Origin of the sequence: Lentzea sp. NPDC006480 (assembly GCF_040611995.1) — a bacterium.
Classification (GTDB): domain Bacteria; phylum Actinomycetota; class Actinomycetes; order Mycobacteriales; family Pseudonocardiaceae; genus Lentzea.
Window position 1 is genome coordinate 1 of the sequence record NZ_JBEXPJ010000189.1, and the last position, 16,406, is coordinate 16,406.

12 protein-coding genes and 1 pseudogene are annotated in these 16,406 nt (G+C 69.5%); 6 read left to right on the forward strand and 7 right to left on the reverse strand.

Going from position 1 to position 16,406, the window contains the following annotated elements:
• Positions 1 to 662: 662 nt before the first annotated feature.
• The 4 genes from ligA to ABZX92_RS40140 are packed head-to-tail and all read right to left on the reverse strand — an operon-like array spanning position 663 to position 4,008.
• Positions 663 to 2,654, reverse strand: a complete 1,992-nt coding sequence (ligA, locus tag ABZX92_RS40125; protein ID WP_355570711.1) for an NAD-dependent DNA ligase LigA — start codon at positions 2,652 to 2,654, stop codon at positions 663 to 665.
• A 46-nt stretch (positions 2,655 to 2,700) separates the two neighbouring features.
• Positions 2,701 to 3,174 carry a DUF6653 family protein gene (locus ABZX92_RS40130; RefSeq protein ID WP_355570712.1) on the reverse strand — a complete coding sequence of 158 codons (474 nt, stop codon included), beginning with the start codon at positions 3,172 to 3,174 and terminating at the stop codon, positions 2,701 to 2,703.
• Entirely contained in the window at positions 3,164 to 3,745 is a 582-nt protein-coding gene (locus ABZX92_RS40135; RefSeq protein WP_355570713.1) for a TetR family transcriptional regulator, read from the reverse strand. Before ABZX92_RS40135 ends, ABZX92_RS40130 begins: the two co-directional genes overlap by 11 nt.
• A 32-nt stretch (positions 3,746 to 3,777) precedes the next feature.
• Positions 3,778 to 4,008 carry a hypothetical protein gene (locus tag ABZX92_RS40140; RefSeq protein ID WP_045316190.1) on the reverse strand — a complete coding sequence of 77 codons (231 nt, stop codon included), beginning with the start codon at positions 4,006 to 4,008 and terminating at the stop codon, positions 3,778 to 3,780.
• 55 nt (positions 4,009 to 4,063) lie between these two features.
• On the opposite strand from ABZX92_RS40140, the gene ABZX92_RS40145 reads away from it, so the two are divergent.
• Genes ABZX92_RS40145 through ABZX92_RS40155 form a run of 3 tightly spaced genes read left to right on the forward strand, consistent with a single transcriptional unit; the run spans position 4,064 to position 9,726 of the window.
• On the forward strand, positions 4,064 to 5,077 hold the full coding sequence (locus tag ABZX92_RS40145) for a pyridoxal-phosphate dependent enzyme (protein WP_355570714.1): 1,014 nt from the start codon (positions 4,064 to 4,066) through the stop codon (positions 5,075 to 5,077).
• A complete protein-coding gene (locus ABZX92_RS40150; RefSeq protein WP_355570715.1) occupies positions 5,074 to 6,183 on the forward strand; it encodes an ArgE/DapE family deacylase in 1,110 nt (369 codons plus the stop codon). The genes ABZX92_RS40145 and ABZX92_RS40150 overlap by 4 nt, the downstream gene beginning before the upstream one ends.
• A 48-nt stretch (positions 6,184 to 6,231) precedes the next feature.
• On the forward strand, positions 6,232 to 9,726 hold the full coding sequence (locus ABZX92_RS40155; protein ID WP_355570716.1) for a helix-turn-helix domain-containing protein: 3,495 nt from the start codon (positions 6,232 to 6,234) through the stop codon (positions 9,724 to 9,726).
• Positions 9,727 to 9,834: 108 nt separating this feature from the next.
• Here ABZX92_RS40155 and ABZX92_RS40160 read toward each other — a convergent pair whose 3' ends face one another.
• On the reverse strand, positions 9,835 to 13,287 hold the full coding sequence (locus ABZX92_RS40160; protein ID WP_355570717.1) for a helix-turn-helix domain-containing protein: 3,453 nt from the start codon (positions 13,285 to 13,287) through the stop codon (positions 9,835 to 9,837).
• A gap of 9 nt (positions 13,288 to 13,296) precedes the next feature.
• A complete protein-coding gene (locus ABZX92_RS40165) occupies positions 13,297 to 13,671 on the reverse strand; it encodes a MerR family transcriptional regulator (RefSeq protein ID WP_355570718.1) in 375 nt (124 codons plus the stop codon).
• 204 nt (positions 13,672 to 13,875) lie between these two features.
• Between ABZX92_RS40165 and ABZX92_RS40170 the strand changes: the two genes are divergently transcribed.
• From ABZX92_RS40170 to ABZX92_RS40180, 3 genes are all read left to right on the forward strand, one after another.
• Positions 13,876 to 14,568 carry a GNAT family N-acetyltransferase gene (locus ABZX92_RS40170; RefSeq protein WP_355570719.1) on the forward strand — a complete coding sequence of 231 codons (693 nt, stop codon included), beginning with the start codon at positions 13,876 to 13,878 and terminating at the stop codon, positions 14,566 to 14,568.
• Positions 14,568 to 14,786, forward strand: coding sequence for a translation initiation factor IF-1 (gene infA, locus ABZX92_RS40175; protein WP_355570720.1), 219 nt, complete (start codon positions 14,568 to 14,570; stop codon positions 14,784 to 14,786). Before ABZX92_RS40170 ends, infA begins: the two co-directional genes overlap by 1 nt.
• Before the next feature lie 93 nt (positions 14,787 to 14,879).
• Entirely contained in the window at positions 14,880 to 15,914 is a 1,035-nt protein-coding gene (locus ABZX92_RS40180; RefSeq protein WP_355570721.1) for a cellulase family glycosylhydrolase, read from the forward strand.
• Here ABZX92_RS40180 and ABZX92_RS40185 read toward each other — a convergent pair.
• Positions 15,868 to 16,406: pseudogene (locus ABZX92_RS40185) on the reverse strand (hypothetical protein); the annotation flags it as partial. The gene ABZX92_RS40180 and the pseudogene ABZX92_RS40185 overlap by 47 nt on opposite strands.

Genomic DNA, 16,406 nt, shown 5'->3' on the forward strand with positions numbered 1-16,406 from the left:
GTTGAACAGGTTGGTCGGTGCGGTCCAGGTCCCCCGGGCCTCAACTACATCGCCTTCGCGGAAGACCGTTCGGCTGGTACCGCGTCGTGCCCACCGCCGAGAGGCGACCGCCGCACCGACCACCCCACGACTCGCCCTCAGGCCATCACCTGTCCCCCGACGGTGGCCTGAGGGCGTCTTGCTGCCTCGACTGCGACCCGACGGCCGCCTGTTACCTCAACTGCGACCCGACGGCCGCCTGCTGCCTCAACTGCGACCCGACGGCCGCCTGCCACCTCGACTGTGTCCCCGAGGGCGCCTTGCATCTGGGACACCACCGCTCGGGCTCCCCCACCGGTCCGGGCCTCGAATCCCTTGGGAGCCGGCGGGACTCCGGTGAAGTCGAGCCAAGCGGGCCGAACACGGCGGCCCAAGAACCGAGCTGCATCGTGCAGCTGGCTGGGCTGCGGCGTTCCCAAGACCGGGCGGCACGGTGGTAGTTGGCTGGGTGGCTCGCGCGCTTCCTTACCTCGCGGCGCGGTTGACCATGGTTTCAGGACACCTACTTGAGGCCGCCGCGCGTGGATCGGGACACCATTCACCCGCGTGGGTGGCCTCAAAGGCCGCGAGCAGCGCGAGGTGCGGGGTCAGGCGATGCCAGCGGCAAGGGGCGGCGGGCGCGGTCAGGCGATGCCCGCGGCGATCAGCACCTTCCAGATTTCGCCTTGGTCGACCACTTCGACGCCCAGCTTCTCGGCCTTCGTCAGCTTGGCCGCGCCCACGTTGGCGCCGGTGATGAGGAGGTCGGTGGTGGCGGACACCGAGGAGGCGGCGGTGGCGCCGGCTCGTTCGCACATCTTCTGGAAGGTCGGGCGGGCCACCTTCTCGCCGGAGCGCGGGTCGGAGAGCGAGCCGGTGATGACGACGGACTTGCCGTCCAGCGGGGCGCCGGCGACCACCTTGGGTGGCAGGTCCTCCTCGCGAACGTCGAGGGAGACGCCGCGTTCGCGGAGGCGTTCGATCTCCGGGCGCAGGCGGGCCAGGTGGGCGGTCAGGGATTCGGCGACCTTGGCGCCGATGTCCTCGACGGCCACGAGCTTGTCGACGCCCGCGTCGGCCACCTCCTCCAAAGACCCGAAGCCTGCTCGGCACAGGCGAGCGGCGGTGCCTTCGGAGGCCATCGGGATCGAGAGGCCGATGAGGGCGCGGCGCAGGCCCACGGAGCGGCTGCGGTCGATGGACTCGATCATGCGGGTCGCGGAGACCTCGCCCACGCGGTCGAACTCGAGCAGGCGTTCCTTGGTGAGCGTGTAGAAGTCGGACGGGTTCACCAGGTCGCCGGTTTCGGCGAGGCGTTCGATCCAGACCTGGCCGATGGCGTCGATGTCGGCGCCGGCTCGGGACGACCAGTGGATCAGGCGGCGCACGGTCTGGGCCGGGCAGACCGCGTTGGTGCAGAACAGTTCGCGGCTGTTGCCCTGTTCGGACAGCGGCTGCGCGCAGGACGGGCAGGAGGAGGGCGGGACGATCTCGCGCTCGGAGCCGGTGCGCTTCGAGGCGTCCAGCACGCCCGCCACGAACGGGATCACGTCGCCCGCGCGGCGGACCAGGACCGTGTCGCCGATCTTGATGCCGCGGGAGCGGATGACCTCCTGGTTGGCCAGCGTGGCGCGGGTGACGGTGGTGCCGCCGACGAAGACCGGTTCGAGCCAGGCGACCGGAGCGATCTTGCCGGTCTTGCCCACGTCCCAGACGACGTCCAGCAGCACCGTCGTCTTCTCCTCGGCGGCGAACTTGTACGCGATGGCGCCACGCGGCGAGGAAGACCTGGTGCCGGCGGCGGCGAACGCGTCGCGGTTCGCCAGGCGCAGCACGGCGCCGTCCAGGTCGTAGTCCAGCGTGTTGCGGGCCGTTTCGATGCCCTCGATGACCGACTGCGCCTCAGCCGCGGAAGAGCAGTGACGCATCTCCGCCACGCTGAAGCCGAGCTTGCGCAGACCCGCGTCGAGGTCGGAGTCGGCGCTCTCCGGCTCGGTCGTCAGGTCGAAGGCGAAGAACTGCATCCGGCGGCCCTCGACGGCCTTCGGATCCTTGGCGCGCAACGTACCCGCGGCCGCGTTGCGCGGGTTGATCAACGGCTTGTCCGGGTGCGCCGCGTTGTAGGTGTCGAACGTCGAGCGCAGCATCACGCACTCGCCGCGCACCTCGACGCGGCCCGGCGCGTCGACCTTGTCCGGCACGCCGTCACAGAGCGCACGCGTCAGGAACGTCACGTCGTCGCCCGTCGTGCCGTCGCCACGAGTCACGGCACGCGCCAGGCGACCGTTCTCGTACACGAGCGACAAGGACAGACCGTCGAGCTTCGGCATGACGACCACCGGCTGACCGGGGAACCGGGCGAAGAACGCCTCGACCTGCTCGGGCTTGTTCGCCTTCTCCAGCGAGAGCATCGGCCGCGAGTGCCGCACCGGCGCGTGCAGCACCGACGGCGCGCCCACGTGGTCCAACGGGTTGTCCGCCGGCGCCAGCGACGGGTGCTCAGCGATCAACGCGCGCAGCTCGTCCTCCACCGCGTCGTACTCCGCGTCGGCCACCAGCGGCTCGCCCTGGTAGTACGCGTCGCGCAGCTCCACGATCCGCGCGGACAGCTCCTGGATCCGGTCCCCAGCACTCATGGGCCCGACGGTACCGGGCGGCACCGACAATTCCGTGCAGTCACGCTCAAGCCCTGTTCAGACGCTCGTAGAGCCACCCGAACCGGTCAATCCGCCACAGCTGCGCGACCACGACCAGCACCGCCCCGGACACGGTCGGCCACACCGCCAGGGCGATCATGCCCCACAAGATCAACGCGAAGCCGAGAGAGCCCAGCCCGACGAGCAACCGCAGCACCGAACGATGGTCCGGCGGCACCAGCGACCGGTTCTCCAGCCACAGCCGCTCCCCGTAGATCCCGCGTTCGGTCCAGCTGCGCGGTTCGGAGACCGGCGGAAACGCCCGCGGGTTCACGATCAGCCAGACGACCACCAGACCGACCGGAACGAGACACCACCAGCCGATCCAGGCCCGGCTCCAGATCGCGAGCAACATCGCCGGAATCGCCGCGAACCGCGTCCACACGCTCCACGGGTTCGCGTGCCGCCGCCACGCCTCGTCGTCCATCCTGAAGAACCGCGCCACACCCTCAACGTCCATTGTGGACCTCCGAGTACGCCTGCAGGAACCGGTCGTCCGCGAACAGCCCGTGCGTCAGCATCTCCAGCCCGGCCACCGCACCCCGCACCGCCACCGGCACCGAGGCCGGATCACCCCCGAGCAACCGGCCGACCTGCTGCCCCAACACCAACGGCGCCAACAGCCACGACACATAAGTCACAGCCCGAGCGCGCGCATCACCGGAAGGCCGCACCCACCCCTCAGCCTCTCCCCCGGCCAGCCAGGCCTCGGTGCGCGACACGATCGAGTCGAACAACGCGGAAGCACCAGGAGTGCCGTCCAGCAGCGAACGAGCCAGATAACGACGAATCGGCGTGGCGGCCGACAGGACCTCCCCCAGATCACCCTCCGCGGAGAACCCGTCCAGCACGTACGAGTCGCACGCCTCCCGCAGCCCGTCCTTCGACCCGAAGTGGTGCAGCACCAGCGCCGCCGACACCCCGGCATCGGCCGCCACCGCCCGCACCGACGTCCCCGCCACCCCGTCAGCACCGAAGCGCGCCAGAGCGGCGTCGCGGATGCGAGCACGCGCGGTCAGATCTGAACGCATGTTCAGAGTATTGAACAAACGTTCAGCGCACGCTAGTCCCGAGGGCCTCGCAACGTCAGGACCACCCGCAACACGTACTCGACCGCTGCCGGGAACACCGCTCCCCGCAGCTCGTCGCGGTGCGCCAGGGTCTGCCCGGCGAACTCGAGCATGCGCTCGGGCCCCACCCGGCGGACCACCAGCGCGGCGACCTCCTCCAGGTCGAGTCCGGGGTTGTCGAGACGGGTCAGCGCGAACTCGACGATCAGCTCCTCCTCGGTCACCGGCACCTCCTCCAGGACGACTCGTCGTATTTTCTCACCGATACAGATCGAAAACATGCGCTGGACCGACGATCGGCGCCACCGCACGCTGGTCCACATGAAGTTCTCGCGGCCAGAAGCCTGGAAGTGCCCGCCCGCACCAGCGCACGTCCGGGACTTCCACGCGCGCCTGCCCGACTACGCGCCCACACCGCTGACCGAGGTCCCCGCACTGGCAACGGAACTCGGGATCGGCCGGTTGTTCGTCAAGGACGAATCCTCCCGGCTCGGCCTGCCCGCTTTCAAGGCTCTCGGCGCGTCCTGGGCCGTGCACCGAGTTCTCCAAGACCAAATCGGACAGGTCACCCTCACCAGCGCCACCGACGGCAACCACGGCCGCGCGGTCGCCCGCATGGCCCGGATCTTCAACCACAAAGCGCACATCTTCGTGCCGCACAACGTTCCCAGGCACGCCGTCGAAGCGATTCGATCCGAGCAGGCCGAGGTCACGATCGTCAACGGCAGCTACGACGACGCGGTCGCCATGGCCGCGAAGGCCGACGGAATCCTCGTGCAGGACATGGGCTGGCCCGGTTACGAGGAGATCCCGGCCTGGATCGTCGAGGGCTACGGCACGCTTTGCGCGGAGATCGACGAGCAGCTCGACGAAGAACCCGACCTCGTCGTCATCCCGGTCGGCGTGGGTTCGTTCGCCCAGGCCGTGATCACCCACTACCGCAGCCGCGACACCCGCACCAAGCTCATGTCGGTAGAACCGGACACCGCCGCCTGCGTCCTAGAAAGCCTGAAAGCGGGCGAGCTCAAGACCATCCCCACCGGCGACACGATCATGGCCGGACTCAACTGCGGCACGCCGTCGAGCACCTCCTGGCCGTTCCTGCTCAACGGTCTCGACGCCGCCGTGTCGATCTCCGACGCCGAATGCGCTCAAGCGATGAAAGACCTGCACGCCCACAACGTCCACTCCGGACCGTGCGGAGCAGCACCACTCGCCGGACTCCGCGCCGCCCGCAACGAGTTCACCGACCTGAACACCGTCGTCCTCATCAGCACCGAAGGATCCCCGTGAACCCACGCGACCTGCTGGCCGAGCTGATCGCCATCGACTCGGTGAACCCGGACCTCGTCCCCGGCGGCAACGGCGAGACCGAGATCGCCGACTTCTGCACCGAATGGTTCAAGCGCAACGACTTCGAGGTCCACCGCCTGGAGCAACGCCCCGGCAGACCGTCCCTCGTCGCGGTCAGGAAGGGCACCGGTGGCGGCAGGTCGTTGATGCTCAACGGGCACATCGACACCGTCGGCACCGGGAGCTACGACGGCGACGCCCTCATGCCGGAGATCAAGGACGGCAAGATGTTCGGCCGCGGCACGTTCGACATGAAAGGCGGCGTCGCGGCGATGATGGTCGCCGCCACCAAAGCCACCGAACGCCCGCTCCGAGGTGACGTCATCGTCGCGTGCGTGGCCGACGAAGAGCACGGCAGCAAAGGCACCGAAGAAGTCCTCACCAGGTTCACCGCAGACGCCGCCATCGTCACCGAACCGAGCCACCTCGAAGTCACCTTGGCGCACAAGGGTTTCGTGTGGTTCGACGTCACCATCGAAGGCAAGGCCGCCCACGGCTCACGGCCAGAGCTCGGCGTCGACGCCATCGCCAAAGCCGGCCACTTCCTGGTGGCACTGGAACAACTCAGCCCCGCCACCGAACACCCGGTGCTCGGCAGGGGCACCGTCCACGCGTCGCTGATCAGCGGCGGCGAGGAGGCGTCCACCTACCCGTCGAGCTGCAAGATCACCGTAGAACGCCGCACCGTCCCCGGCGAAACCCCGGCACAGGTCGAGGCCGAACTCACCGAGATCCTCGACCACCTCACCGCCACCGTCCCGGACTTCCGGGCAACAATCACGAAAACCCTGGCCAGGGACCCGTTCGAGGCCGATCACGACGCCGCCATCGTCCGCACCCTGATCGCGAACCTCGGCGCACCACCGGTCATCCGCGCGGAACCGTTCTGGACCGACTGCGCCCTGCTCGACCAGGCCGGCATCCCCTGCCTCCTTTTCGGCGTCGACGGCGCGGGCGCGCACGCGGCCACCGAGTACGTCGACCTCGCTTCTCTCGACCGCCTCACCGAGATCCTCACCAGGACGATCACCGACTTCTGCGGGTGAAACGCGAACGTCAGCCGCGCGAGACCGCTCGTCACTAGATTCCGGAGGATGCCACGGAAGGAACGTCCACTCGACGCGGGCGACTCGGCGGTGCTCACGTTCGCGCGCGAGCTCAGGTCGTTGCGGGAGAGCGCGGGCAAGCCCACCTACCGCGAGCTGAGCTCCGTGACGCACTACTCGGAGGCGGCCCTCTCGCAGGCCGCCGGCGGGCGCAAGCTGCCGACGCTGCAGGTCACGCTCGCGTACGTGCGCGCGTGCGGCGGCTCGGAGGAGGAGTGGGAACGCCGCTGGTACGCCACTGCCGCCGCCGAACCGCAGCCCGAACCCGACGCGGCTTCTCCTTATGCGGGCCTCGCCGCGTTCCAGCAGGAGGACGCCGACCGGTTCTTCGGCCGCGACGCGCTCGTCACCCAGTTGCAGAAGCAGGTAGACGAGCACCGCGTCGTACTGGTGGTCGGCGCGTCCGGCGCGGGCAAGTCGTCACTGCTCAGAGCCGGTCTGATGCCGCGGCTGGGCGACACGGCCCTGCTCTTCACACCAGGCCCGAACCCGCTCGACGAGATCCCCGCGAGCACTGACGTCCTCGTGGTCGACCAGTTCGAGGAGATCTTCACGCTGACCGACGACCGCGAAGTCCGCAGGCGGTTCGTCGAGCAGATCACCGGGCATCGTGTCGTGCTGGGCGTACGAGCGGACTTCTACGGCCACTGCACCGACTTCCCCGTCCTGGTCGACGCCATGGGCACCGCGCAGCTCACCGTCGGCCCGATGACCACCGACGAGCTGAGAGCCGCGATCATCCAGCCCGCGCGCACGACCGGCCACGCCGTCGAGACCGCGCTGGTGTCCGAGCTGGTCGCGAACTGCGCCGAGCACGCGGGCGCGCTGCCGTTGCTCTCCCACGCCCTGCTGGAGACCTGGCGCCGCCGCAAGGGCAACACCCTGACGCTGCAAGGGTTCCGCGCCGCCGGAGGATTCGAGGGCGCGCTGACGCGGACGGCAGAGTCGGTCTACACGAGCCTCACCGAACGCCAGCAGGAGGTCGTGCGGGAGCTGTTCATCCGGCTCACCGCGGTCGGCGACAACACCGAGGACACCAAACGCCGCATCCGCCGCACCGAGCTGGACGACGAACCCGAGGCCGCGCTCGTCCTCGAAGCCCTGACCACGCACCGGCTCGTGACCGTCGACCAGGACAAGATCGAGATCACCCACGAGGCGTTGATCCGCTGCTGGCCGCGCCTCAAGGAGTGGCTGGCCGCCGACCGCGACGGCCTGCGCGCCCACCGCGATCTCGCCGAGTCCGCCGCCGTCTGGGAGTCGCTCGACCGCGACCCCGGCGCGCTCATCCGCGGCGCCCGGCTCGCCTCGTTCCGCTCGTGGCTCACCCAGCCACCGCACCCGCTGAGCGCCCGCGAACGCGCGTTCCTCACCGCGAGCCTCACCGCGGAGTCCGCCGAGCTCGCGGCCGCCCGCCGGAGCCGCCGGAGACTCCAGCTGTTCGCAGCCCTGCTCGGCGTGCTCCTGATCGCCACCACCGGCGTCAGCATCGCCGCACTTCAGGCCACCTCCGAGGCGACCAAGGAGCGCAACACCGCGATCTCGCAGAAGGTCGCCCAGGACGTCAAACGCCTCCGCGCCACCGACCCCGCGCTGGCCGCCCAGCTCGCACTCGCCGCGTACCGGCTCTCCCCCACGACCGACGCCCGCAGCGCGCTCCTCAGCTCGTTCACGCCCTCCTACGCGACGCGCCTGACCTACCACCACGACCACGTCAACGCCGTCGCGTACTCACCACGACGAAAGCTGCTCGCCAGCGCCGGCAAGGACCGGATAGTGCAGCTGGTCGACGTCAGCGACACGCACCACCCGCGCGAGACCTTCACCCTCGCCACGCACACCGACAACGTCACCAACGTCGCGTTCAGCTCTGATGGCGCGATGCTCGCCACGGCCGGATGGGACCGCACAGCGCGTCTGTGGGACACCACCACCGGCCAGCCCGTCGCCGTGATCAGTCACTCCGACCAGGTCAACGCCGTGGCGTTCAGCAGCGACGACAAGATCCTGGCCACCGCGGGCGACAAGATCGTCCGCCTGTGGGACCTGACCAACCCGCGCGAACCACGCGGAATCGCGGGGTTCCAGAACTCCGGCAAGATCATCTCGCTCGCGTTCAGCCCGAAGGACCCGCTGCTCGTCGCCGGCGCCTGGGACGGCACCGCCCGCCTGTGGAACCTCGACGGCACCCACCGCGACCTGCCCGGCAAGGGACCGGTCAACGCCGTCGCGGTCAGCCCCGACGGCCGCCGGATCGCCACCAGCAACGACCGGACGATCCAGGTCTGGCCCACCGACGGCGGCGAACCCCGGCTCCTCAACGGCCACACCGACGTCGTGCGCGGCCTGGCGTTCAGCCCCGACGGCCGCCTCGCCAGCACCAGCGTCGACCGCACGGTCCGCGTCTGGGACCAGGGCGACCCGCTCGTGCTCTCCGGTCACACCGCGCCGGTCGTCGGGGCGGCGTTCATCGGCACCGACCTGGCCACCGCGAGCGACGACAACACGGTCCGGCTGTGGGACCTGCCCGGCGACCTCATCCAGGCACACAGCGACTCGGTCTACTCAGTGGCGACCAGCGGTTCGTTGATCGCCACCGGCAGCTACGACCGCACGGTCAAGCTCTGGCAGGACGGCCGCCTCAAAGCCGTGTTCAGCGGCCCCCAGGACGCCGTGAACACCGTCCGGTTCTCCCCCGACGGCCAGACCCTGTACGCCGCCAGCGCCGACCACCACGTGCACCGCTGGAAGATCACCGGCGAGCCCCTCCCCGCTCTCGAAGGCCACGCCGACGCGGTCAACACGCTGGCCGTGAGCCCGGACGGCAAGCTCATCGCCACCGGCAGCACCGACCGCACCATCGTCCTGTGGGACGCGCGGACAGGCACGTCACTGGGCACCCTCCAGGGCCACGCCGACTCGGTCGAGTCCCTCGCGTTCAGTCCGGACAGCCGCCGCCTGGCCAGCGGTTCGGGCGACTTCAGCGTCCGGATCTGGGACGTCACGAGCCGCACCGTCGTCACCCACCTGACCAACCAGGGCCACGCGGTGAAGTCGGTCGCGTTCAGCCCGGACGGCACGAAACTCGCCACCGGCGGCACCGACTTCACCGTGCGCGTCTGGGACCTCGCCACCGGCACTCCCACCGAGCTCACCGGCCACACCGACACCGTGCACGCGGTTGCGTTCTCCCCCGACGGCAGAACGCTCGCCAGCGCGAGTGCCGATCACGACGTCCGGCTCTGGCAGCTCACCGGCCCGCTCGCCACCCTGTCCGGCCACGCCGAACGGGTCTACGCGCTGGCGTTCTCCCCTGACGGAACGCTCCTCAGCGCGGGCGGCGACCGCACGGTCCGCCGGTGGGAGACCGATGCCGGACACGCCGCTCACCGCGTGTGCGCCACGGCCTCCCCATCCCTGACGGCCCAGGACTGGAACCGCCACCTCCCCGGCGTCGACAACACCCCCGTCTGCCCGAGCTAGCTCGACCTGGGCAGACCCACCTCTTCGCATCTCATGCGACCTGTCTAGCCGCCTGGAATTAATCACGTTCGAGGTCAGCGCGTTGAACAACAAATGGTGAACATCGGCTCATGGGCAGGGCGGCCGGAACTCCACCCCTGGCAGGTACCGGTCCCACTCCGCACGGGTGATCCGCGGCTGGGCGAGCGCGCAGACCTGGTTCGCCACCACGTCCGGATCGATCGTCCAGAGCCGGGTCGTCCGGTCCATGCCCGCGCTCACGAGCTGGCCGCCGTCCGGCCGGAACGCCACCGACCAGACGGTGTTGGTGTGGCCGGTGAGCGTCGCGTCCAGCCGCGGGCTGCGGCGATCGGCGACGTCCCACAGCCGCACGGTCATGTCCGCGCCGGCGGTGGCGAGGGTGCGTCCGTCGGGGCTGAACGCCATCGCGTTGACGCTCTCGGTGTGCCCGCGGAACGACGCCAGCTCGGTGCCGCCGCTGCTCCACAGCCGCAGCGTCAGGTCGGGTCCGGCGGTCGCGAGCAGGCCGTCCGGGCCGAACGCCAGCGCCTCGGCCTCCACCGGCAGCGTGACCCGGTCGCGGAAACCCGTTCGCCACACCGAGATCCGGCCGTCGGGTCCCGTGGTGGTGAGCAGGCCGTCCTCGCTGAACGACAGGACGTCCCTGACCCCTTCCGGCGCCGGGTAGGACGCCTTGACCGTGGCGCTGCCGACGTCCCATTGCTTCCAGGAGAGGTCCCGGCCGACGCTGTGCAACGTGCGGCTGTCCGCGTCGAAGACCATCGCGTCGATCTCGGCGGCGCCACCGGGCAGCTCGATCGGCGGGCGGCTCGTGTCGCCCAGGTCCCACACGAGGATGCGGGGGTCGTCGCCGGCCGTGGCGAGCAGGCGGTTGTCCGGGCTGAACGCCACGACGTTCACGCTGCCGAGGTGGCCGGGGAACACCGACGCCCGCACCATGCCCTCGACCTCCCACACCATCGTGGTGGTCTCCTTGCCGGTCGCGGTCGTGACCAGCTTGCCGTCCGGCGAGTAAACCGCCTGGTAAGCGAACCCGGTGTGGCCGGAGAACGACAGCGCGGCCATGTTCTCGACGCGCACGGTCCGGTCGCGGCTGGTCGTCACGAGCTTGCGGCCGTCGGGGCTGAACGCGAGCCCCAGCACGTCGCCGGTGTGGCCGGGCACCGCGGCGATCTCGGCCGGTTTGCCGCGCACGTCCCACAGCCGCACGCCGCGGTTCACGCCGCCGGTGACCAGCGTGCCGTCGGGCCCGAACGCCAGCGCGTTCACCGCGCCCGCGTCGAGGGTGGCGATCTTGGTGGAGCCCCGCCACAGGATCGTGGTGCGGTCGGCGTCGGCGGAGGCCATGATCCCGTCCGGGCCGAACGCCAGCGCCACGGCGTCCCCGGTGTGGCCGGTCAGGACCGCGGTCTCCCTGCCGTCCTGCCAGAGTCTGACCGTGTTGTCCCAGCTCGCGGTCGCGAGCACGTCGTCAGGACCGAACGCGACGGCCGCCACGACGTCGGTGTGGCCTTCGAGGGTGGCTTTCAAGCTTCCGGTTTCGGTGTCCCAGAGCCGGACTTTGCCGTCGTAGCCGCCGGTGGCGATGGTGTTGCCGTACTTGTTGAACGCGACTGATTCGACCTGGAACAGGTGGGGCAGGACGGTGACCTTGTCGAGGTCGTGGAGCCTTCGCAGCCGCACGGTCTTGTCCGCCCCCGCCGTGGCGAGCAGGCCGTTCTGGCTGAACGCGACCGCCCGGACCGCCGCCGTGTGATCGGTGATCACGGCTTTCTCGTACGGCTGCTCGGCCATCGCCCAGATGTGCACCGTGTGGTCGTGGCCTCCGGTGGCGAGCATCGTGCCGTCCGGGCTGAACGCCGCCGCGGCCACGGCATCGGAGTGACCGGTGAGCCTCGTCGCGTACGGGGTGGCGAACGAGCTGAGCAGGTGGTTGCGCGTGTCGGTGCTCGGGGCGAGCCGGTGCGCGGCCAGCCCGAGCTGCAACGACAGCGCGGGGTTGGCGTTGCGGAGAGCGTCCGCGTCGCCGAGCACCTTCCGGACGAGCGCGAGGTCTCGTTGGTCGGCGGCTGTCCGTTGCGCGCGCATCGCGATGACGACGGCCGTGGTGGTGAGGAGAAGCAGCACAGTCAGCACAGCGACGGCTTGGCGCATGCGACGGCTGCGGCGGTTCTGCGTGTCCCTGCCCGCTTTGAGGAACGCGCGTTCGCGGGCGGTGAGGGCGTCGTCGTTCCGCGCGGCCCAGTCGAGGGCGGTTTCGAGGCGCGTGCCGAGGTAGAGGCCACTAGGGTCGTGTTCGTCCCACTCGCGGGCGGCATCGGTCAGCGCACGATGGACGCGCAGGCCGTCGCGGTCCTCGGTCAGCCACTCCTCGAGCCTCGGCCAGCAGCGGATCAACGCCTCGTGGGTGATCTCGACGTCGTCGCGGCCGAGGGTGAGCAGGCGGGCTTTGGCGAGGTCCTCCAGCACCTTCTCCGCGTCGTCGTCGAGCTCGCGGCGGCTGATGCGGCGCTTGGTGTCGTCGGTCTGCGTGCCGAGCGCGGTGAGCCTGAGGAAGATCTGCTTCGCGGTGCGCTGCTGGGCCGGGTTCAGGGCGGTGTAGGCGTTCTCAGCGCTGACCGCGATGGCGTCGTGGATGCCGCCGGCCTCTTCGTAGCCGGTGAGGGTGAGCTTCGTGCCCCGGCGCCTGCGCCAGGTCTCCAGCATCGCGTGCGAGACGAGCGGGAGCGCGCCGGGCTGTCCGTTCGCATCGGCGATCACCCTCGTGATCAGCGCGGTCTCGACGATCAAGCCGGACTTGGTGGCCGGGCGGGTGATCGCGGCGTGCAGCTCCTCCGTGGTCATCGCGCCGACCATGACCTGGCCGTCCTTGAGCGCCTCGACGAGTTCGGGGTATTTCGCGCAGTGGGCGTAGAAGTCGGCGCGGACGCCGATCACGATCTTGGCCGTGTGTGCGGTGAGCGCTCTGATGAACGTGGTGCGCTCGGGCTCCTCGCAGAGGGTGAAGACCTCTTCGAACTGGTCCACGACGATGACGTCGGCGTCTCGGAGCTGCTCGCCGGGCGTGATCAGCACGGCGTTGTCGAGGTGCGGGATGAGGCCTGCTCGCAGGAGTGACGACTTGCCCGCGCCGGACGCGCCGAACACACCGGTGAACTGTCGCTTGTGAACGGTCGACAGCAGCTCCTCGACGAGCTTCTCCCTGCCGAAGAACAGATCCGCGTCGTCGGGCTGGAACGGCGCGAGGCCCACGTAGGGCGGGTTCGCGTCGTCCTCTGCTGTCTTGGCGAGCTCTTCCCACCTCGCGCGCCACTCGTCCGGGTCACCACCGCACGCCGTGACGTAGGCGAGTGTGACGGCCAGGGTGGGGAGCTCACGTCCCGCCGCGGCCTCGGACAGCGTGGTGACGCCGTAGTGCGCGAGCTTGCTGAGTTCGCGGTAGGTGGGGCTGCCCGCTCGCTGACGCAGGAGACGCAGATCCGCGGCGAACCTGATCAGCGGGCTGTCCTCCGGGCCCAGCGGCCGTTCTCGTCTCGGCACATAGGCAGCCTATGGGGTGAGCCTCCGCTTGAAGTCCGGGCACTCGACCAACGGCTCGTGCGTGCAGGTCGAGGCATGCTCAAGGCTGTCGCGCATGCGGTGCAACCGGGCGATGTCCTCGTTCAGCACCGCGACCTTCTCGGCCATCTTGGCGCGCAACGCGGTGTCGCCGGGCGTGGCGACCAGGAACCGGCTGATCTCCGCGATCGAGAACCCCGCCCGGCGCGCGCAGTTGATCAGTTCCAGCCGCTGCAGCACCTCGGGTTCGTAGGTGCGGCGCAGGCCGTTGCGGCCGCTCGGCGTGAGCAGCCCCTTCTTCTCGTAGAACCGCAGAGCCGACGGCGCCAGGCCCGTCCTCTCGGCTACTTCGGCGATGTCCAGCACGCTGCCGAGGTTAATCCAGTGGACGTGCCGGCCGGATGTCTCTACCTTGCTCCTCGGCCGTGGCTTCGACTTTGGAGGTGAGTACCCATGAACACTGTTTCGATGTGGGTGCTCCCCAGGTCGTCACGGTTGGGCGGCTAGGGGTCCGCCCGGAGCACCTTCGGTGAGGTTTCCCGGAGGATGAGTGCTTTGGATTCTTTGGTTTTGACCCGTGTCTCGGAGCGCTGCTGGCACGCAGTCGGCGACGACCGGGTGATCGGTCGCGGAGAAGTCTCGCCGCGGCCCGACGGTCGTTCGTTCCTGAGCATCGACGTGTGGCGTGACGACGTGTTCGAGCGCCTCGCCGCGACGATGCTGCCGGAGTTGCCGAGGCCGCTGTACACGGTGGTCGACGAAGCCGATGCCGACCTGACGTCCCGCTGGCGTGACGTGGGTTTCTCGGTCCGCCGCCGGGAATGGGAGTGCTTGGTGCCCACCGCTGCGGCGCGGCCGTCCGGCATCGCGGTGATCGCGCCCGAGGAAGAACCGCTGACCGAGCTGGATCGCGTGGTCCGCGCCGAGGTCGACTGGCAGGAGATGCCCGCGGAACTGCTGGGGCCCGGCGTGGTGGACCCGTCGTTGTACTCAGTGGCGGTGCGGGACGGTCGCTATGCCGGGCTGATTCGCGTGACCCACGTGAATCGCCTGCCGCGCATCGGCTTGATCGCGGTGCGCGCGGACTCACGGCGTCGAGGTGTCGGGCGCGCTTTGCTCGGCCACGCCCTGGGTTCGCTGCACGAGCGCGGCATCACCGTGGCGTCGGCCGAGCTGAACGAGTCGAACACCGCCGCGGTGGCGTTGTTCGACGGGTTCGGCGCGCGCCGTGTCGGCAGCAACCTGGAACTGGTGTTGCGCTGATGGCCAAGACGGGAATCGAGGTCGAGGGCACCGTCGTGGAATGCCTTCGTGACGCGAAGTTCAAGGTGGAGCTGGCCAACGGGCACCACGTGCTCGCGCACATCAGCGGCAAGATCCGGCGCAACTACATCAGGATCCTGCCGTTCGACCGGGTCCTGGTCGAGGTCAACCCATACGACCTGAACCGCGGCAGGATTCTGTTCCGCTATCGCAACTAGTGATCTTGACGTGCTCCGAACATCACCCGAACCACGCCCGGTTCCGAGTTCGGCACCGTACTGCCCCGAACGTTTCCTTGAGAGGGGTAGGACATGAAGCTGAGACGGGTGGTTTTCGGTCTGACGACCGCGGTGGTGCTGTTGGCGGGCACCGCCGCGGCGTCGGCGGACGCACCGTCGGCGGCCGGACCGGCACGTCTGTCCGTGTCGGGGGCGAACGTCGTGGATCCGGCGGGGAACCCGATCGTGCTGCGGGGGTACAACTGGGGCCAGTGGGGCACGGTCCAGCCGCAGGACCCCGGTGACAACGCGGCGGCGGGCGCCAACTCGGTGCGGATTCCGCTGCGCTGGTGGGGCGACTGGAAGGACGGGGTCGACAGCCGCGACCCCGATCCGGGCAACCCCAGTCACATCGACGCCGCCCACCTCGCGCTGCTGGACCAGACGATCAAGCAGGCGAGCGACGCGCACCTGTGGATCACGCTGTTCGTCGACTCGGACTACGGCCAGGGCGCGGGCGGGCGTCCTGACAACTTCTGGACGAACCCCGTGATGAAGCAGCAGTTCAAGGAGGTGTGGCAGTTCCTCGTGCGGCGCTACAAGACCACGCCCTACATGGGGATGCTCGAAATCCTTCCGGAGCCGAAGCCGATCGGGCAGAGCGACGCGCAGGTGAGGGCGTTCTACGACGAGATGACGCTCGCGATCCGCGGGATCGACAAGCGCACGCCGATCGTGGTGGGGCCCAACGACAACTACAGCTGCGCACACCTCGAAGGCGCGTACACGACGGTCGACCCGAAGATCGTCTACACCTGCAACTACTTCATCTTCGACAACCCGCTCAACCGCATCAAGCAGATCACCGACTTCCGCGCCGCGCACACCGTGCCGGTGTGGATCAACCAGGTCGGCATCGAGAGCGGTGACGTGGACGCGAAGTCGAAGGCCCGCACGGTGCTGCAGGCCTTCGAGGACAACACCATCGGCTGGGCGTGGTGGACGTACCGCATCAGCGGCACGAACCCGGACACGCACGGCATCTACTACGCCGACCCGGACGAGCCCGACGGCTGGCACCTCAAGCCGGCGTGGCTCGCGCTGGTGAACGGCTTCCTCGTCGCATGACCGGTTCCTCGACGTAACGCCAGCTGAGCGCCGCCGCCACAACCGTGAGGACCGCCGCTGTCGGTCCGGCGGCGGCGCCCAGCTCCGGGCGCAGCCACAGCGTCAGCGGGTAGTTCCACAGGTAGGCGCCGTAGGAGAGAACTCCCAGCGCCACCAGCGGTTTGACCGGTGTCGCGACCTGTTCCCACTTCGACCAGACCAGCAGCAGCACCGCCGTGCAGGCCGCGATCGCGGGGCCCGCGACGAGGTAGGTGAGCGCGCTGCCCCGCAACGGAACCACGGACAGCGCCACGATTCCCGCGAGGGCGATCGGCACCGCCCACTTCGGCGCGCTGGTCAGCTTGAGCCTGGTGGCCGCACCGATCACGAAGCAGACGAACCACGACGTCGGCAGCGCGTAGGCGTTGTCGGCGTTCGGCCACAACCAGATCAGCGTCGCCGTGCAGGCCGCGAGCGCCGCCAGTGCGGTGGCCACCAGAGCCGCGCCGGTTC